This is a genomic window from Spiroplasma endosymbiont of Glossina fuscipes fuscipes (assembly GCF_049669535.1).
GTDB lineage: Bacteria > Bacillota_I > Bacilli_A > Mycoplasmatales > Mycoplasmataceae > Spiroplasma.
In genome coordinates this window covers 631,597-651,823 of sequence record NZ_CP187162.1, presented here as the reverse complement: position 1 = coordinate 651,823, position 20,227 = coordinate 631,597, and the positions used below count along the sequence as shown (strand labels likewise).

At 28.1% G+C, this 20,227-nt stretch carries 20 protein-coding genes; 1 reads left to right on the top strand and 19 read right to left on the bottom strand.

Features of this window, described 5'->3' with window-relative positions; all coding sequences use genetic code 4:
• Positions 1-349 precede the first annotated feature (349 nt).
• The 8 genes from ACOBWH_RS03755 to oppB form a co-directional block, all read right to left on the bottom strand.
• On the bottom strand, positions 350-655 hold the full coding sequence (locus ACOBWH_RS03755; RefSeq protein ID WP_070406692.1) for an MMB_0454 family protein: 306 nt from the start codon (positions 653-655) through the stop codon (positions 350-352).
• 18 nt (positions 656-673) lie between these two features.
• Positions 674-1,243, bottom strand: coding sequence for an elongation factor P (efp, locus tag ACOBWH_RS03750; protein WP_070406691.1), 570 nt, complete (start codon positions 1,241-1,243; stop codon positions 674-676).
• A gap of 180 nt (positions 1,244-1,423) precedes the next feature.
• Positions 1,424-2,074 carry a hypothetical protein gene (locus ACOBWH_RS03745; RefSeq protein WP_424527197.1) on the bottom strand — a complete coding sequence of 217 codons (651 nt, stop codon included), beginning with the start codon at positions 2,072-2,074 and terminating at the stop codon, positions 1,424-1,426.
• A gap of 1 nt (position 2,075) precedes the next feature.
• Positions 2,076-4,250 (bottom strand): ABC transporter substrate-binding protein, encoded by a 2,175-nt coding sequence (locus tag ACOBWH_RS03740; RefSeq protein ID WP_424527195.1) that lies wholly within the window; start codon positions 4,248-4,250, stop codon positions 2,076-2,078.
• 2 nt (positions 4,251-4,252) lie between these two features.
• A complete protein-coding gene (oppF, locus tag ACOBWH_RS03735) occupies positions 4,253-6,472 on the bottom strand; it encodes an oligopeptide ABC transporter ATP-binding protein OppF (protein WP_424527193.1) in 2,220 nt (739 codons plus the stop codon).
• Position 6,473: 1 nt separating this feature from the next.
• Positions 6,474-8,177 (bottom strand): oligopeptide ABC transporter ATP-binding protein OppD, encoded by a 1,704-nt coding sequence (oppD, locus tag ACOBWH_RS03730; RefSeq protein ID WP_424527191.1) that lies wholly within the window; start codon positions 8,175-8,177, stop codon positions 6,474-6,476.
• 26 nt (positions 8,178-8,203) lie between these two features.
• On the bottom strand, positions 8,204-9,196 hold the full coding sequence (gene oppC, locus ACOBWH_RS03725; protein WP_424527189.1) for an oligopeptide ABC transporter permease OppC: 993 nt from the start codon (positions 9,194-9,196) through the stop codon (positions 8,204-8,206).
• A gap of 13 nt (positions 9,197-9,209) precedes the next feature.
• On the bottom strand, positions 9,210-10,454 hold the full coding sequence (gene oppB, locus ACOBWH_RS03720; RefSeq protein ID WP_424527187.1) for an oligopeptide ABC transporter permease OppB: 1,245 nt from the start codon (positions 10,452-10,454) through the stop codon (positions 9,210-9,212).
• Between the two features lie 204 nt (positions 10,455-10,658).
• Between oppB and ACOBWH_RS03715 the strand changes: the two genes are divergently transcribed.
• Positions 10,659-11,129 carry a hypothetical protein gene (locus ACOBWH_RS03715; RefSeq protein ID WP_424527185.1) on the top strand — a complete coding sequence of 157 codons (471 nt, stop codon included), beginning with the start codon at positions 10,659-10,661 and terminating at the stop codon, positions 11,127-11,129.
• Between the two features lie 131 nt (positions 11,130-11,260).
• Here ACOBWH_RS03715 and ACOBWH_RS03710 read toward each other — a convergent pair whose 3' ends face one another.
• The 11 genes from ACOBWH_RS03710 to ACOBWH_RS03660 form a co-directional block, all read right to left on the bottom strand.
• Positions 11,261-12,607: a hypothetical protein gene (locus ACOBWH_RS03710; RefSeq protein ID WP_424527183.1), complete on the bottom strand. Its 1,347-nt coding sequence runs from the start codon at positions 12,605-12,607 to the stop codon at positions 11,261-11,263.
• Positions 12,608-12,640: 33 nt separating this feature from the next.
• Positions 12,641-12,865, bottom strand: a complete 225-nt coding sequence (locus ACOBWH_RS03705) for a hypothetical protein (protein WP_424527181.1) — start codon at positions 12,863-12,865, stop codon at positions 12,641-12,643.
• A gap of 3 nt (positions 12,866-12,868) precedes the next feature.
• Positions 12,869-13,243 (bottom strand): Rid family detoxifying hydrolase, encoded by a 375-nt coding sequence (locus tag ACOBWH_RS03700; RefSeq protein WP_424527179.1) that lies wholly within the window; start codon positions 13,241-13,243, stop codon positions 12,869-12,871.
• Between the two features lie 214 nt (positions 13,244-13,457).
• Positions 13,458-13,883: a pyridoxal-phosphate dependent enzyme gene (locus ACOBWH_RS03695; RefSeq protein ID WP_424527403.1), complete on the bottom strand. Its 426-nt coding sequence runs from the start codon at positions 13,881-13,883 to the stop codon at positions 13,458-13,460.
• Positions 13,884-13,897: 14 nt separating this feature from the next.
• Complete coding sequence (locus ACOBWH_RS03690) at positions 13,898-14,485, bottom strand: pyridoxal-phosphate dependent enzyme (RefSeq protein ID WP_424527177.1); 588 nt, start codon at positions 14,483-14,485, stop codon at positions 13,898-13,900.
• A 119-nt stretch (positions 14,486-14,604) separates the two neighbouring features.
• Entirely contained in the window at positions 14,605-15,645 is a 1,041-nt protein-coding gene (locus ACOBWH_RS03685; protein ID WP_424527175.1) for an ABC transporter ATP-binding protein, read from the bottom strand.
• Between the two features lie 25 nt (positions 15,646-15,670).
• Positions 15,671-17,431, bottom strand: a complete 1,761-nt coding sequence (locus ACOBWH_RS03680; protein WP_424527173.1) for an ABC transporter permease — start codon at positions 17,429-17,431, stop codon at positions 15,671-15,673.
• A 201-nt stretch (positions 17,432-17,632) separates the two neighbouring features.
• Complete coding sequence (locus ACOBWH_RS03675; RefSeq protein ID WP_424527171.1) at positions 17,633-17,863, bottom strand: hypothetical protein; 231 nt, start codon at positions 17,861-17,863, stop codon at positions 17,633-17,635.
• A gap of 13 nt (positions 17,864-17,876) precedes the next feature.
• Entirely contained in the window at positions 17,877-18,857 is a 981-nt protein-coding gene (locus ACOBWH_RS03670; protein WP_424527169.1) for a hypothetical protein, read from the bottom strand.
• 36 nt (positions 18,858-18,893) lie between these two features.
• Positions 18,894-19,085 (bottom strand): hypothetical protein, encoded by a 192-nt coding sequence (locus tag ACOBWH_RS03665; protein WP_424527167.1) that lies wholly within the window; start codon positions 19,083-19,085, stop codon positions 18,894-18,896.
• A 179-nt stretch (positions 19,086-19,264) separates the two neighbouring features.
• Positions 19,265-20,224: a lipoprotein gene (locus ACOBWH_RS03660; RefSeq protein ID WP_424527165.1), complete on the bottom strand. Its 960-nt coding sequence runs from the start codon at positions 20,222-20,224 to the stop codon at positions 19,265-19,267.
• Positions 20,225-20,227: the final 3 nt, after the last annotated feature.

Sequence of the window (20,227 nt, the reverse complement as noted above, 5' to 3'; positions counted from 1 at the left end):
ATTTTTTTAATAATTAAATTGTTATTAAAGAACATATTATAACGATAATACAAAAAGTTATTATTAATTTGTTGAGTAATAACTCTATTTTTTCTTTGATCATTTTTATTAATTTTCCTTTCTCCTTAAACATGATTTGTTTTATCTTCTTTAAAATTTTAAATATTATTTCTTCATTAGTTATTTCTAAGTATAAGTAATTGATACTTACACAATTATATTATAATGAAAAAAGAAAAATTTTTAGACTTTATAAAAAATTATTTTTAATATAAATACAAAAAAAAAAAAAAAAATCTGAAGATTTTCGTAAATAATAATTTATCTGCTAATTTTTTAAAACTATAACTTAGTGACGATAAGCAATACTAATATTTTTTGGTTTAATTTGTAATGAGTAACTTAATTCTTTCATAATTGCTTCATTAATTTCTTCGGTTAACTCATTTAAGCCTTCTTCTCGTAATATTTTTCCACTAATATAAATGTGTAAAATTGAATTATCAATCATTCGGCATTCAACTTTATCAACAAAATATTGATGGGTAATATTACGAATTGCATATAAAATAATTTTTTTAATTGTCAACAAACTAACAACAATGCTACCACGATAATTACTATCAATTGTTAACTCATTAAAATTATTAGTCATTTTAATCACTCCTTACATTTATTTTATTTTTTCTGCTCGACCAGAATATTTCCCATCACTTGTTGAAACAGTAATTAGTTCCCCTTCTTTAATAAACAACGGTACTTGTAATTCTAATCCGGTTTCTAAAACAGCCTTTTTCATTGCTCCAGAACTAGTATCACCTTTGACTGCCGCTTCAGCTTCCGTAATTATTAAATCAACTTTATCAGGTAAAATAATTCCTAAAACTTCCCCATCATATTTTGTTACCGAAACCATTATGCCTTCTTTTAAAAAGTTTTTTTCTCATGTTAATCTGCTTGATGGCACTTCTAATTGTTCATAACTTTGGGTATCCATAAAAATAACATTGGCCCCATCGTCATATAAATATTGCATTTCAACCTTGTCAATCATTGCTTTCTCAACTTTATCGCCCCCTGTAAAGGTAATCATTGTTGTAGCATTGCTACGAAGATTTTTTACTTTTGTTTTAACATGTGCTTGCCCACGCCCCGACTTTGAATGTTGGGCTTCAACTACAGCATAAATATTGCCTTCATATTGAAACGTTAACCCTGGACGGAAATCATTTACACTAATCATTTTCTTCTTCCTTTTCTATCTTATCTTTTTTATAACAATGATTATAACCTAATTGTTATAATCTTAATAATAAATAAAGATAGTAAGACAACTTGTTAATTTTTTTCTTATCTTTTTAAGCCCTAATTTTTTAAAAAAGAAAAAGATGTTAATTCTTGCATTGAATTGCACCAACATGGGTTAACTTCAAGTAATAACACTTGTCCCAATATAACGTTCTGAATTTTTAGCAGCACTAATCTCAACAGCGGTTGCTGTTTTTTTAATCTCAAAATGACGAGCCGTAAAATAAAAGGTTGGATTTAAAACAGCAAAATATTGCATCATTTCCGTAACTGGTAATGTTTTTAAAATTTTTTCTTCATAATTAAATTTAATTGTTGCTAAATCAGTTGGTTGTGTTCGATATAATGCCATTGTAATAATTTCAGTTGAATTAGCAAAATGAACACTCGTTGCCGTTGCCGTAATCTTTACCTTAATTAAAGTTGTCTTTTCTCTCCCATTAGGGATTGCCTGTCAACTTAAATCAGTTCAACTAGTTGGGGTTGTTCCTTGTTTATAATAAGTAAATTCTAATTCATTACTAACCACTTCGCCACGATATTCATTTGTTTCTAACGCTCCATAAATTGCGTTTTGAAAAATTGGTTCAGTTACGGTTGTAATTGTTCCGGTTTTATCAAAAACAGGAATTAATGCTAATTGTGTTTTAAATAACGTTAATGAAATCTTACTACGATCACGAGTTTCAAAATTGCCACAACTAACAGCTGTTATCGGAGCACTGAACACCGTTAAAGCACTAAACATTGTTAATAACTTTTTCATTCTAATAATCCTCCCTAAAAGCAGCATAATCAGTTTGAATAATTGCTAATTGTTGTTGATAACGTGCCTCAATAATTTGACGTTCACGAGCAGTTAATAAGTACCAATTTAATTCCATTCCTCAGTGTTTATATTTTGAACTTCCATATCCAACAGTAATTTGTGTGCGAGGGGTAACATATGAAATTCGAATTTGATATGAACCATTGGGAACATAAGCTGGAATAAAGATAAAATCCGTATAAATTGAATTAAACTCTGCTTTGGCAAAACCTTTATAACGATCAGTTAGCAATTTTGGATCAGTAATATGACCAGCATCTGTAACTTCATTTGTATAATTTTTAAAAACATTATAAAAACTTTCAATTGCTGTGGTGTTTTTTAACTGATTTCAATATGGATTATTTAATTTATTTTTAATATCAGCAAAATCAGGGGCTTGATTATTTACTAATTTTAAATCGCTAAAGATTCGTGATGTTCCTGAATAATATTGTAAATCCCCCCCCAGAGAAAATGTATGTAAGTAGGTATATGGATCAGCATAATCTGGTGACCAACCTCCAATAAGCATATCTCAATCTGCTTTTTTTGTTCGACTATTATATTCTGTTGCATCAACGGTAATATCAGGAATAATTTTAATGACATTATTTTCCGCATTAAACGAATCAATCATATTTAATAAAAAACGATTAGTTGTTAAAGTTGATGCTCCGTTCATTAAAATTTTAATTGCCACACTTGATGAACCAGTGTTTTGTTGTAACCAAGTTCGAATTTCATCTAAAATGTTCTGATCATTTTTTAACAAATCTTGGTTAAGATACAAGGCATCACTGCCATCTTTTAATAACTGGCTGCTTGCTTGCTTATCACTATTTAAATACTTATTAGCATATTCTTCTTCAACATAGCTAGCATAATCAACATTACCATTCTTAACAAAATAACGGGCAGTATAAACATTTCGTAAAAATTTTGATGTTGGTGAATCATCTAAGGCTTCTGAATAATATTTTACAAACTTACTACGGTCTAAATGAGTTGCTAAGTATTTTCGAATTTTATCATATTGTAGTGCTTTACTAGCATTTAAGGCTTGTTGCACCAAACTACTGTTATTACTTAAAATATTAGCATTAGCATAATTAAACATTATGGTATAAGTTGTTGGATCCGGATTAATAATACTTGAAGCACCACTAAAGATTGGATTAGCTGGATTTGGACCAACATATTTCCCTCACCCATTCGTATCAGTTGGTTGAACAATAAAATCATTAACATCACCTGATTCAAATAACACTCGTTCACGCGAAACATCATTGTTTGCTAAATATGTATAATTTAACTTATCAATATAAGTTAAATTTGCATGGCGGTATTCAGAGTTTTTTCGTAATAAAATTTGCGAAGTTGAACTATATTTTTCAACTAAATATGCTCCCGAATATCAAATATTTTTAAAGTTTGTTCCATAATTATAACCTTGTAATACTGCTTTTTCTGGCATTGGCGCAAATGCTAAATAAGTCATCAAAGTATCAAAATACTCTGCTGGTTTTGCTAATTTAATTGTAATTTCATCATCTGTCGCATTAACACTCATCCCTAATTTACTTCAAATTGGGTCATTATAATAATCAGGTTGATATTTACCAGCTTGAAAATAATCTCAAATTTCTTGTGCTCCAGCGATAAAAGTTCGTCAAATCCCAGCTGTTGCGGATAAGTTTTTTGGAAATAAAACAAACTTAGCGGTATTAATCATATCGCTTGCTTTAATATTGCGTTGAAAATTACCGCGATAATCAAACCATTTTGCTGCAGAAGAAATTTGATATTTTCATTCACTCGCATTAGCATTTGGTTGGCCAACATATTTTGATGATTTATCTGTTTGAACAGCAATGTCCCCAAAACTACGATTATACTTATCTGTTGCGACTAGGGTTCCAACTAAATCTGCTAAAATTTTGTTATCTTCTACTTTCATTGTTGTCCCACTTGATCATGATGTTAAAGGATATTTAAACATCGAACGAAAAACATTATCATAATTTAAACGATTAGCTAACCGATCCAAACTAATTCCACATGATACTACCAAGGGAGTTACAGTTGTAATTGCTGTTAAACTTGCAAAAAGCGCTAATTTCTTTTTTAACATGGTTATGCCTCCTTCTCTTTTGCGACAATTATTTTATTTTTTGCCGCAGCAATTTCACGAGAGTTACCAAATAAATAATGCCCTGTTTTAATTTCAGTAAACTCGGGTAAATCAAACAAATAATCTCAATGTTCTTTTTCTGGTTCATAAATAAAATGAACTTTCTCCTTTTCATAATTTGGATTAGGTAATGGAATTGCTGATAATAATGCTCGAGTGTAAGGATGCAATGGATTTGCAAATAATTCTTCTGCTGGCGCTAATTCAACTAACTGACCATGATAAATTACCGCAATCCGATCAGCAACAAAGCGAACAACAGATAAATCATGAGCAACAAAAATATAAGTTAAATTATATTTTTGTTGAAATTTTTTTAATAAATTTAAAACTTGGGCACGAATTGAAACATCTAACGCTGAGATTGGTTCATCAGCAATAATAAATTGTGGTTTCATAATTAAAGCTCGTGCAATCCCAATTCGTTGGCGTTGTCCACCAGAAAATTCATGTGAATAACGTGATAAGTGTTCTGGTAGTAAACCAACTTCTTTTAAAATATTTAAAATTAAAAAATTCTTTACATTCTTATCATTAACCGCTTCTAATGTTAATGGTTTTTCGTTTTTACCTAAATTATTATTATAATAATTTAAATATAAATTTCGAGCTTCATCAGTTTTATATAATTCAGGAAAATTAGTTAACCCTTCACCAACAATTTCAGCAACAGAAATCCGATCGTTTAATGACGAGGATGGATCTTGAAAAATCATTTGAATTTTTTTCTTCTGTTCACGATTTTCACGTTGTGTTGGTAATTTAAAAAGTTCAGATTCCTTCACAATTTCATCAATTAATGGTAAATCTAATAAATCTAACAATCGATTTGAATCAGCAATTTCAGCACCTGAATATTTATATTCCTTTTTAATTCATGAATAATATAATTTAATTGTTGCTTGATCACGAAAAACATCATGTCTGGCTAAATAAGATAAATCATTTAACGTTACTTGTAATTGGTCCTTATCTTTTATCGCTGTCAAAATATCTTTTAACGCCAAACTACACTCATCATCAGATAGTGCAACTAACGTTGTTTTAAAATCAGAGGCTGTTAATAAATTGGCACAAGCAGATACTGAAATAGATGTTTTTACCAAACTATTAGCATATTTTTCTTGTAAACTATTAATTGCTTGTGCATTTGCTACTGAATCTAGTTGTAACTTTTTTAACTGTTTCAAGTATTCTTTTTCAAAATCTTTTTTAAAAACATTATAACGTTTATTATAAGCAAAAATATATTTCATTCGTTTTGATATTGGAACAAAAAGAATAAAAGCTTTACGTTGATTTTTAGTAATATTTTTAACATTATCTAATAACTTATTATGAACTGGCAACAACTTTTCTAATTCTTGAAAAGATTCGTCATAATATTTTTTTGTTTGGATAAGAACAAAGTTATCTTTTAATTCATTTCGAATTTGATCTAATTTTAATAGAATTTTATAAATTTGATGTCCTAATAAAATACATTTTTCAATAATTTCAATATTTTCTTGTACTCGCATTTTAATTTCTGTTTCTAACTCTAACGATAAAGTTGGAATTCATTCGTATAAATTAGTAACAAATCGTAAAATTCGTTGGTAGTTTTTTAAAATTTCTTTTAATAAAATTAAATTATTTTCATACATTTCTTTTAATAAAATTAAATTATTTTTACTATGATTAAAATTTAATAAATCAACTTTACTTAAAACATTATCACTAGTAATTGTATGTTGCTTTGCTTCATAAGGAATTAATTCCTTTGTACTAACCACATAGTGCTTATTTTCAAAATAGCGATAATAACTAATTTTTAAATTATTAATATAATTACTTAAGTTTTTATTTAGTAACATATTATTACTTTTTAAAAGACGAAATTGTTCATTAATATGTAAATTAATTTTATATAATTGCGGTGGTTTTCCTCGTAGTACTCGACGATTCATATAAACAGTTCCATCTTTAATTGCCTGAACCCCAGCAATGGCACGACCAATTGTTGTCTTACCACTTCCCGATTCTCCAACAATACTAAAAACTTCCCCCCGATAAATATCAAAATTTGCTCTTTTAACAGCATTTACTTTTTTATTTTTTTGGCGAAATTGAATTAACAAATCGCGAACCATAATAAATTGTTCTTGTTCGTTCCTGTTCATCTTAATCACCTACCTTTGCATCATTTTTAAGTTCTTCCAACTGTCGTAATTGTTTTGGTTTTTCCACTTTTGTTGCTCGTGGATCTAATAATCATGTTTTTGCATAATGAGTTTCAGTTACTTTAAACATTGGTGGTTCTAATAAATAATCAATTTTCATCGCATATTGATTTCGTGGTGCAAAGGGGTCACCATAAACTTTAGCATATAGCGACGGTGGTGAACCAGGAATTGAATAAAGTTCTTCACCTTTTTCTCCAAATTGTGGTAATGAAGATAATAAAGCTCATGTATAAGGATGTTTTGGATCAAAAAAGATTTCATTAACAGTACCATATTCAATAATTTGTCCAGCATACATTACAGCTACCCGATCAGCGATATTCGCAACAACTCCTAAGTCATGAGTAATAAAAATAATTGTAAATTTATACTCTTTTTGTAATTCTTTAATTAAATCTAAAATTTGAGCTTGAATTGTTACATCCAAAGCAGTTGTTGGTTCATCACAAATTAAAACCTTTGGTTGACAAGCTAATGCAATCGCAATAACAACCCGTTGACGCATTCCCCCTGAATACATTCCTGGAATATCATAGTAACGTTTTTTTGCATTTGGAATTCCAACTTTTTGTAATAATTCAATCACAAGTTTTTTTGCTGCTGTCCGAGAAAACTTACGATGTTTTCGTAATACTTCTGAAATTTGAAACCCAACCGATAATAATGGGTTCAAAGATGTCATTGGATCTTGAAAAATTGTTGCAATTGTTTGTCCTCGTAACTTACTAATTTGTTTTGCCGCTTTTAATTTATTAATAAATCCAAAATTTTTAATTAGACTTCATTCTTCTCACAAATTATTAAAATCACGAACATTTAATGGTTGTTCTGAAAACATTAAAAGATTCATTTTATTAATTCGATAACGAACACCATCAGTAAAAATTGTTTTACTAAAATAAGTTCTAATATTTTTAAATTCTTCATCGGTTGGAACTATTTGCTCTTCAAAATATTTTTTTAAAAACAACATATTTTTATTTAATAAATGTTTTTCTGCTCATGTTAAATTTTTCATTTTACTAATTTCATTAGCATAATCAGTAATTCGACTTTGCAATAATTCAATATTTTTCGCTTTAAGTTCAGAATCCAATAACATTGTTTGATTCTTTTGCATACTTTTTAATTGAGTACTAATTTTTACTAATTTATTATTCAAACGATTTGAATGTGTAAAATTAATTTGCTTTTTTAATTCTTGCTCTTTTGTTTTTAACTGTGTAAGTTCTGTTTTAACTGTCTCTAATTGTAAACTATTGATTATTTTAATCTTTTGTTCTGTTTTTGCAATTAATTTTTTATTATATTTAATAATACTTTTTCGTAAGCTACTATCCAATAAAATTTTATGAAAATCAACTAAGTGGACTGGTTTTTTAAAGTAAGTTAACTCGTCGGCTAAAATATTAGTTGATGGTGAATATACAATTGCCCCATTACTAATTCAGCCATTATTTTCTAACATATTTGTAAAAGTTTTTGTCATTACTGACTTTCCACTTCCCGATTCTCCAACAATTGCCAATGTTTCACCATCATAAATATCAAATGAAATGTTACGAATTGCTGTTAAAACATTCGCTCGAGTTTTAAACTTTATAACTAATTTTTTAATTGAAATTACAATTTCTTTTTTCATAACGCGATATCTCCTTTAATACTTTTTTATTTATAATGGTTTTTTGGATCTAGTGAATCAGCAAATACTTTCCCAAATAAGAAAAATAAAACCGATGTTCCAGCAATGAAACAAACTGGAATAATTAATAAATGGGAAAAATCTTGTCATTTATTTGACGCTAATACTTCGTTTAAAATAAATCCTAATGTTGTATTTTCACGTCCTTGAATAAAGCCAAAATTAAAGTAATTTAAAGTTGAATCAATTGCAATTGCCATTGGCACAGCAAATGATGCAGTTTGAATAATTAATGGCAAAATACGAGGCATAATATTTTTTGCGACAATTTTTGGCCCTGATGTTCCTAACATCTTTGAAGCAAGATTATACTCTGTATTACGAACTAGAATAATTTGAATCCTAATAACTTCGGCCAAAGTAATCCAGCTCGTCAAGGATACAGCAAAGATAATTATAATCATTGATTTCCCTAAGGCAAAAATAATAATTAATCATAAAATTAAAGTTGGTACTAAATTTAAAAATCTAGTAATTTCAATAAATAAAATATCAAATTTTTTATAAAATCCTCAAATTGAACCAATAATGACTCCTAATAAAATTTGGATTAAGGCAATAATTAAAGTAAATAATAAAGTAGTCCGCATTCCAATTCAGATTTTATCTCAATAATTTTCTCCATTCATTCCTAAACCAAATAAATAAGTCACACTTGGTGCTAATGGTTGTTGATAATTTGGAATTGGTAAATCCGCTGGTAACGGATTAGCAATTTTGCCAATTGGGACAATTGCAGTTAATAAAACAATAGCAATTAATAATAATAAACAAATAATAAATGTTTTTTTAGCAATTAAGATTCTTCCAACGACTTTTCAATAACTATATGACTTCGTTGAAATTCGTTCATTTTCTTCGATTTGAGGACCGACAATTTCAAATAAACTTGAATCTAAATTATCCACATCATAGTTTTGAAAATCAAATAATTCTTCGTCTGTAATTCTTTTCATCATCTTGTTCCTCTCTCTATTTTGTTAATTTTACACGGGGATCTAAAACCGCCATAATGATATCTGCTAATAAACTAGTAACAATTCCAGAAGTTGCTGTTAATAAGATATAACCCATGACGACAAAGGAGTCTTTATTTCCGACTCCAGAAACAATGAATTTACTCATTCCCGGAATTGATCAGTTTTGTTCTGCAAAAATACTTGCTCCAAAAATAGTTGTTACAAAAGCAGTTGGTAATAATCGAAAGATTCGAATTCCAGCATTACGGAAAATATGAATATAAAAAATATAACGATTAGTCATCCCTTTTGATAACGCAAAATTGGTATAATCAGCGGTCATTTCATCAATGACATACCGTCTTGTGTTAAGTACAATTGGCGGTGTAATCATTAGAAAAATCGCAAAAACTGGTCAAAATTTAGTATCAAAAGTGCCTGAACTAAATAATCCATGAGCATAGAAAACATTAATTGAAATTAGATAAACCCCCACCACCAAAACAACTGGCGGAATTGCTAAAAAGATAATCGAAGCAGCATTAATGGTATTATCAACGCTACGTTCCTTATGTTTAGCAGAAATGATTCCTAATGGAACACCAATTAAATAAGCTAATAAAACGGCAATTGAACCAAAAGCAAACGAATATGGAATTGCTCTAGCAAAAATTTCGGATACTAATTCACCTGGTTGTGCAACAGCAGTTGAAAAAACTACCCCCAAGTAAAAAAATGTTGTAATTTTATCCCCAACTAATTGTCCAGTTACTGGGTCAAAAGCACTATTAACAATAATTGTTTTTTTAATAAAAGGCATAATATTATATAAATATGTCCCTAATTGGGTCCAAATTGAACCATATACACCAAAGATTTTCATTCTTTGCTCTAATAAATTATTATATTCTGGCGTTCCTGGTAGAATATTTAATTTATTAATATCAATATCGGAAATATAAATATCATCTGGTGTTACTAATCGTAATAAAATAAAAATAACACAAATTGCTAATAATAATGTAATGATGGCAAAAAAGATTCTTTTTAACGAATAACCTAATAATGGAAAATGATCAAAAAACTCACGCCGATGATGATTAAACATAGTAGTTCTATATTTCATCTCAGCAAGCCACGACGTTCGTTTATCTACCCTTTGATAATCTAACTCAACATTACTAAATTTTTGGTCATACTCTTTTGCAACTAAAATATTGGTTTCGGAAATATTTTTCCTCGTGTTAATCCCTTTCATATATTTTTTCCCCTCCTTATATTAAGGAAAAATAAAATGTCCCTTTTTTAAATTTTTAATAAAATAATGTACTTAAAATAATTCGTTCAAATAATGTGCTTGATACAAAATATAATTTTATATTATGTTATTATATTTTACTTTTGTAAAAAATACAATATAATTTAATAATAAATTTAAAAAATATTAATAAAGAGGGATAAAATGGCAAAAAAGAAAAATATTTTTAAACAATTACACGAATTAAAGCAAGAACAAAAAAAAAACCACCAAAAAGAAGTGGCAGAAATTGTTGACGATACATATCAAAATCACACTTTAAAATTAGAAACTTATCAAAAACTAAAAAGAATCACTTGATTTCATTGCTTAATTGCTGTGCTAATTAGTGCAATTATTGTTTGTTTTAGTTTTTTATTAGGTATTTTTGCATTTAAAGACATTAAAAAAACTGAATGAATTGTTGTTAGTTTTTTAGTTATTATTCTCTTGATTTGATTTATCTTAGGATGATATAAAAATAAAACAGCTGCTGGTTATTTTAATGATCATCGCCGTCGTTATCAACCAACTTTAACTGATGATGAAGCAAACATTAAAAAAATTCGTAATATTTTATTGATTATTGCCGCAATCTTATTAATTTCCTCGTTAATTATCTTTTTTACCGTATAATTGAATTAAAAAACCTTGCTTATAAGCAAGGTTTTTTAAAACCAAATCAATCATTAAAAAGTTGATTAATAATTCTTAAAAGTTGTTTTTTAAGTTCACACCAATAATTTAACATTATACATTTTCATTTTTTATTGTTCTTTTAACATATCATCAGTGTGCATTCAACTAATACTTACCATTTTTTCAAGAAGCATTTTATTAAACTTCTCTTTATATTTCTGATAATAATTTTCTGTCTGGGTCCTATTTAAATTAATATTTTCTTTCCGTAAATCTAAGTATTTCTTAAATAACATAAATGCGGCATAGTACATAACCCCAACGGCGAATCATTTTAAGTAATAGATAAAATCATTCATTTTAACGCCTAATCCACCTTGAATTCCGACAAAAACAACGAAGAAAGCCGTAACAGTTCCAGCAACGCCGCCAAGTAAAAGACCATAAGCAACTTTCGGACTATAATTATTATCACGATGAAATGTTCACGCTGTTGTTGGTAATGCAAACCCAGCTGCACAAGTCATAATTGGAAAAACAATAATTGTTTCCATTCCTAATAATGACACAATTGCTAAAGCTGGTGCATACAATCCAACCCCAAAACTTTGTAATCCACCAATGACAAAAAAAGCAATAATACCAACGGCTAATTTTCAACCGCTAAGTCCTTTTGTCCCAACAGTATTAAATAACCCAACTTGGCCTAAAATCATTAAAATTCCAGCCGCTGCTAAGGAAACAGCTACGAATAAAGCAACAAATTTTTTATTAACTTTATTAACAATTTTTGCGGCACAAAACGCACCAACCATTGCTGCGATTACTAAAGTCACTAAGGTTACTAGTTCAACTTGAATAGCACTAACAAACAATGTTCCTGCTAATAAATTAGGAATTGTTAAACCAACATTTAATGTTCCTGGTAACTTCTTAACATCGGGAACACTATTTGTCGCATTTAAAGCAGCAACTGTTACAACAAAACTACCAACACCAATCGTATCAGTAAAACTACCAAAAAAACCAATTGTTGAAGTTTTAAAAAGGTTCTCTTGTTTATCTAAGAAAATTCGTTTTGTTGTATTACAAACAATAAATCCTAAAAATCCTAAAATTAAAACAATTCCAATACACATAAAAATAAAGGCTGTTAAATGGTTTTTATTAGTAAAAGTGAACTCCTGTCCATCATTTGCAATTTTAAAATAAAATAAGTAATTTACTAATAAACTAACTAATAATAACAATAATGTTAAGCTAACCGCAATTATCGCAATTGTTTTGCCACTTAAGCTTCGTTTCATCATGTTATATTCTGTTTTAATATTTTTTAATTGTTGCTTTTTGTCTTGTTTAGTTTCTGTCTCATCTTGCAAAACACTAGTGATTTTTGTTTTAAATTCTTGGTGTAATGCTCAATAGTCCAAATCACTTTTTAACTTGTTTGTTTCTTGATATTCTCACATTGCCAATGAATAATTTAAATTTAAATATTCTTGGATCTTTTAGCAATATTCATGATAAGCTTCTTTAATATATTTTTCTTTTAATTCAAAATCAGCTTTGGTAAGATTATTTTTTTTAAGCGCTTGTTTTAAAAACGAAATTTGTTGCTTATAAAACGTTTCCAACTCCCCTTGCCGACCAGTTCATTGATAAATATTTTCTGTGTGATGAAATAAATCATTCTCATTTTTAATAATTTTTGCTAATTGAGCTTGATTTTCCATATTTTATTTAAAAGCGATAATTTCAATTTCAACAAGGCCAGCTTTTGGTAAGTCTTTCACCACAAAAGTACTTCTTGCTGATTTATGTAAACCAAAGAATGTTTCATAAACTTCATTAACAACAGAAAAATCATTAATATCTTTTAATAAAATTGTTGTCTTAACAACATTATTTTTATTATAGTTTGCTGCGATTAAGATCGCATTAATATTTGCTAAAACTTGGCTAGCCTGAGTTTGAATATCAGTTCCTAACACCATTGTTTTCGGGTCAAAACCTAATTGTCCCGAAATATATAAAAAACCATTAGAAAGTTGTACTGCTTGAGAATATGGACCCACTGCTGCGGGTGCTTGATCCGTATAAATTAATTTCATTATTATTTAGTAATTAAATTAATAAATTCTTTTTTCATAACAGTATATCCTAAATTCTCTAAGTCAGTAACAATGTTTGCTAATTCAGCTTTTATATTAATATCAACTACTAATCGAATAATTTCGCGATTAATTTCTAAACTATTTTCTAATTGTGAATCAGAAATTTTATGAATTTGAACTCCATGGGAATCAACAACATTAGTAATTTTTGTTAAATGTCTTCCCCTAACGGAGCATCAATTTTTAAAATAACCCGACGGCGTTGATTAATCAAAGCACGGTTTATAATATTTAAAAAGGTTGTTACATCAATATTTCCGCCTGATAAAACACAAACAATTTTTTTATTTTTAACATTTAATTTATTAAATAACATTGCCGCAGTTGTTACTGCTCCTGCTCCTTCAACAACAATTTTACAATTTTCAAATAAAAATAAAATTGTTTCAGCAATTTCGGCTTCTGATACAAGGATAACATCATCAACATATTTATTTAAAATATTAAAGGTAATATCCCCAGTTTGCTTAACCGCAATCCCATCGGCAATTGATAATTTACCGTGAACTGAAAACGATTTATTGGTTTTCCTTGCTTCATAATAACTCGGAACATTTTGACTTTGCACACCGATTAATTTACAATTGGGATTTACAGCTTTGACATAGCTTGCAATTCCTGAAAGAATTCCCCCCCCCCGCCAATTGGGACGAGAATATAATCAACATCTTTCAATTCTTCTAATATTTCTATTGCAATTGTTCCCTGACCAATAATAACATCGAGATCATTAAAAGCATAGACAAATACTTTATCTTCTGCTTTTGCAATCTCTAACGCTTTTTTATTGGCATCGTCAAAAAAATCACCATGCAAAATCACTTCTACACCATAATTTTTAGTTGCATTAATTTTACTAATTGGAGCTGTTTTTGGCATCACAATTGTTGCTGGAACATTTAATAAATTAGCTTCAAAACTAACTCCTTGGGAATGATTTCCAGCGCTTGCCGTAACAACACCCTTTTTAATTGTTGCTGGCTCAAGAGCCATCATTTTTGACAAGGCCCCCCGTAATTTAAATGAGCCTGCACGTTGTAAGTTTTCTAATTTTAAATAGACATCGTTATCAGTAATATTACTTAATTTCGTTGCATAAATTACTGGAGTTTTAATAATATGATTTTTAATTTTGTTATATGTACTTTCAATTTGTTCTCTTGAAATATCATATTCCATTATTGTTCCTTCTTTCTTCGAATTTGTTTGGACCTAATTTAATTATAAACAAAAAAAAAAAAAAAATTCTTAAATTTTTTTGATTCCTTTAAAAATATTTCGCTTAACTTTAATATCTGCTATCGCCCATACCCACCAGGGCCTTGGCCGGGACCCATTCCCGGTCCTGGAAAAAATTTTTGACTCTTTTGAATTTGTTTTTTTCGTAATTTTCGGTTTGTTGTTATATTGGGCGGCAAAGTAATATTTAATTTTTGTAGTAAGAAGTCAAATGAAAACTCAACTTCACTAATTTTTGTAATCTTAATTCGTTTCTTTAAAGCATATTGCGTAACATAATATAAATGCAACGGTGAATTTAAAACAAAATTTAAATAATTATTGGCCTTGTCATATCAATTTGGCACCCGATTAGAGTTAAAATAGCGCATCATCGCCGGTGGATTATTAGTAACAAGATAATAACTGTTTTTAATATTAAAAGCCGCTAATTGACCGCTATAAATTTGGGTCCCATTCATTACCATTGTAAATTCATCAATATATTCTTTAATTTCATCTAGTAAATGCGATGAAAAAAAGACTGTTTTTCCTCGTAAGGTTAATTGTTTTAAATAAAAAATAATTTTTTTTCGATTATTAATATCTAATCCAGCTTCAGGTTCATCTAAAATTAAAATCTCTGGATCATGGATAATTCCTTGAATAATCATAACTCGTTTTTTCATTCCTGATGAAAAAGAATTAACATCTTTATCACGGTGTTCTCAAATTTCTAAGGACTTCATTAAGTATTCAATTCGCTCACGTAAATATCTTCCTCGTAAACCATTTGTTTTCCCCATATATTTTAAAAAATTATAAGAACTAATGTTTTCTGGAAAAGTAATAAATTCTGGAACATAACCAATCATTTTTTTCATCCCAACTTTGGTTGCTTTTTTTCCAAAAATAGAAATATCACCCTTAAAACCTTTTAATCCACCAATTAAAGATTTAATAAAAACGGTTTTTCCACTCCCAGAAGCTCCTAAAATTGCATGCAATTTACCCCGTCCAACATTAAAATTAAAAGGACCAACAATACTATTTTTAAATTTTTTGGTAAAATTTCGTGATGAAATTGCAACTTCACTAACTACTAATGCATTATTATTCATTTTTGAGCATCCCCCCTTTCACCTTTTAAGTAATATTTTTACGACGTAAGATTAAATAAGAACATATTAAGAAAACCCCAGATAAAGCTAAATAAATGTATTTAATTAAACTAATGTTTAAGAATGGCGCTGGGTTAACATCAATTTTCTTATCAGCTCCTAAAGATAACCGGAAATCTTGATAACTCATTAAATAGTTATTTTGAACTTCAAAGTCAATGTTACTTCGCTGTAATGGTTCAAATCAATATGGTGTGAAGTTTAACGAAGCAGTTCAAATTTGGTTTCAATGTTCAATGATATTAAACTTCGAAATTAACCCATAAGTGTTCATTAAATCATCATATTTAATTCACTCAGAGGTAATTTTTATTGGTTGTTCTTCAAGTAATTTATAGTCCATTATTTTCTTTAAAAGATCAATTTCAATTTCACGAAGAACAAAAAGGGTTGGAATATCAAAATAATCTAAGATTCATCCTCTAAAATCACTACTATTGTTGTAATCTGACAATTGTCCTTTATATTCATTATTATATTCTTGTGTAAAAACATCCGTTGGATTAAATGCATTTCCTTCTGATAATTTACGATCAACTGATACTAATTTACTATCACCCGGAGCTGATAAACTATAATATGAAGTTTCACGATTAAAATAAAATAACGATGATGCTCCACTATAAAGATTCATACTAATATAAGGTTGTCATGAATGAGCTGCTTTTAAAACAACTTTCATATAATCTGCAAGTTCTTTTTGGATTGGGTCATTTTGGTCTAATTCTTGCTCTGATTTAAAAAAATAATCTGTTGCAAAATTAACTTTCATTGAAACATCTTTCCCAGTCGCTGATCCAACATTAAGGATAATTGTTTTAAGATCTTGAAGTTTGTTATCATAAAGATACCTTGTTGATGAATCTCATACTTTAAGGGTTTTAATTTCAAATTCTTCTTCCTTTGGAACAGTTAACCCTAAACTTTTATAAAATTCTAATCGACGAACTCGTAATGTTGGATCAATAGTAATATCTTTATAATCATCATTTTTAAAGACTGTATTTAAATCATTATAACTTCATTGATCATAAAAGTTTCAAATCGCATTTGTTAAATGGGGATATTTAATTAAATCCTTTTTAAAATTCTTTTTAAAATTAATCGTACTTTTAATAATTGGAACTGGATAGTTTTGAGTAATACTATCATTAGCAAATGATAATTCAACTGTTTTTGCTAAACTCATAATTAATGAATATGGCATCCCACCAACTAAAAACAAACTACAGAAAATAACAACAATTAATAAAACAACTTGTGAGTTTAAAAATGTTACCGCAAATAAAATCCCACTTGAAGCAAAAAATGATAATGTCATTGAATAAAGAAATAATTTTAGTAATAAGTTTTGATAAACGCGTAAATATTCAGGATCCTTATTAAATATATTGCCTAAATAACCAATTCCAAAGGCAAAAAGAATAATTGTTCCTAAAAAAAGAATAATTAAGATTCAAAGTGCAATTAATTTTAATAAAAATAGAACAAAACGTGAGTATGGTTTTGAAATTAATAATAAATATGTTCCATCTTCAAATTCACGACCAAAAATCTTAATAATTACTAATAAAATAAATAACAATAATAAAATATTATTAAAAATAAAAACTCCATACTGAAAATTCTTAAAAAATTCGTAAACATTTTTTGAAGAAGAAAATAAAGTAATGGCAATTGCTCCAAACAAAACAACTGATAAAATAAATAAAACTCAAACCGCCATTGAACGACGTATTTTAAAAATTGAAAAAGAAATCAATGACCATCATGAATTTGATTTGCCTGATCTTAATACTCTATTTGTCACCTACACCCCTCAAATCTTTTAATACGTATATATTATATAACATTTTAATGATTTTTAATACTGCTTTTTTACTTCAAAAAAACAAAGCCAAAATCAAAGAAAAATAAAAAATATTACCTAAAGAGTAATATTTTCTGTGTATTTAATTTTCAAATTATATTTAAAATCTAATTGAAAATGTGATTGATCAAAAGGTTGTTCTGAAGCATATGGCATAAGTTCAATAATTTTGTCTTTATTGTTTTCTTTGCTAAATATTCATTGAATTCGTAAATTTTGAATATTTCCATTTTTACGAATTTGAACAATCTCACGAATTGGAAGGTATCTCTCATTTAAAGCTGACATTAAAACATTTTTTTTAGTTTTGGGACAGGGCAATTGGTAATCCAAGTGTAGGTAAATATCCAGTTCATGTTTCAACTGTAAATTTAACTGGTTTTTCATATAAATTTAATAATGGTTCAAAATGTTTTTTAAAATTAGTTGTTTCATAAACATCATTAACACCTTTATTTAAATTAGTAATACCCTTAATTTGAATAGCACCATTAAGCACTTCTTGCTTGATTTTAACTGCAAGACGAAGAATAGCTTGTCCAGTATAACCTTCTAGTTCTGTAGCATCTAATTGTAAATTAACAACAATTACATCCTTTTCTGCTAATATTTCATGTTCTTGCGCTAAAACTATTTTAAGGTTATTATTTTTAAATAAGTTTTGTAATGAATCAGAAACATCTTCTAATTTTAATAATTTTGGTTTAATTAAATTAATTTCTAATTTTTCTACTTCAATCAAGTTACTTTTATTTTGGGTAAAATCAAAACTATATTTTGAAATATCGATATCTTGAATTTGTTTTTGAATCTCCTTGCTGTCTTTATTATCTTTGTCTTGTTCATCCTTGTTATCTTGAATTTGATTATCTTTGTCATCTTGATCATCTTTATTCTTTTTGATAACTTGGTCCTGACCATCCTTAGGATCTTTAGCATCCTGATCTTGTCCCTCTTTATTATCTTGGATTTGATCATCATTATTATCTTTAATAATTTGATCTTGACCATCAACATCAATTTCAATCACAACATCTCCAATAATGTTAGAATTAATTAAACTAGTACGCGCTGATATACGATAAAACTCATATCCAATTGCATCACCACCAGCTAATAATATTAATAATAAAATAGCAAGAATGATTCATACTCAACGATAGATCTTTCTTTTTGAATCCTTAATTTGTACTAATTGTTGGTTTGAGTTTGCAATTGGGTACGATGATGATCCTACATTTTTTATCGCAAGTTTTTGATCGGCTGCAAAAACATCCGTCAATCTTTCATTATTAAAATAATATAAACTATTATTACTTTAACTAGCTGTTGTCATCCCATTTGCTAACATTTTATTAAAAGCTAAAACTTCAGCAACATATTCTGGTTTAATTTCGCTATCTTCAAAAGATGCATCTTTTGATTTTAATAAATCTTGTTTTCAAAACAAAGCATAAAACTTATTACGACATTTTATGACAAGAACTGTATCAGTCGTAATTGTTGGCATTTATAAAAGCCTCCTTAAATAATTAAATCAAATAAAATCTCTCAAAAAGTGCCTTATATTTTGCTATCATAGTATTTTTTGTATAAATGTTTTTCTTATAATACATTATATCATATTTTTAAATAAAAAAAATAAAAAAACCTTAAAATTAAGATTTTTTTTAAAATACTTTTTCCTAATTAACTAAAAGTTACGTTAACCTCACCAATATAATATTGTGATTTATCATAAGCCCAAATTTCTGCTCCTGTTTTATCATCATTAACTGTAACATATAAATCATTTAATAAAGCACTTAAGCGGTTTAACTGGCTAACAAAGTTAGCACTAATAAACATCATCATTATTTGCAAAATTGTAACTTTTGGTAATTTTCCTAAATCTGTCGTTAATTTCATTGTACCTAAATCTTCTTTTTCGGTTGGAGGAACTGGTGTTTTAACCGTAAAATGAATAGCCACTGATCCATAATATTCCTTCGTTGGATCATCATGTTCGGTTCAATGGTCTTTCCCTGTTTTTAAAGTAGCTCCACTTTGATCTTTATTAACTGTGATTTTTGGTACTGATGCAATTTGTTGATTTCAAACATCACTTTCTTGTGGACCAATAAAAAATTCTCCAAATTTGTCTAATTCTGAAATAAGTTGCATATTGTTAAAAACAATTGCAATTAAAATTGTTTTTGGTCGTCTATCATCAATAACCCCCAAATCAGTACTTTTGATTTTATCAACAAGATGATTTGAAGTTATAACCGTCTTATTAATCTTTAAAGTATTAACTGTTGTTCCATCATTAAAATTTAATTCATAATCACCATTTCGATATAAATCAATCTCGGTTGGTGATTTTGTCTGATTATTAAATTTATATTTTTTAGCTAATTGATTAAAATCTCATTTTGATCCTTGAAATAACTGTGCTAACTGATTTAATAATTTGGGAATTGTTTGTTTAGAATCTTGCGGATTGATTGTTTTAAAATTAATGCCTTCAAATCCAGTTACTTCTAATGGCAATACCGGTGGGTCAACTGGAATATTATTTCAATCATTATTTTTATTGCAACTAATGATTGTTGTTACTGGTGTTATTACTAAAACACTAGTTGTTAAAATTGCTAACAGTTTTTTCATCCT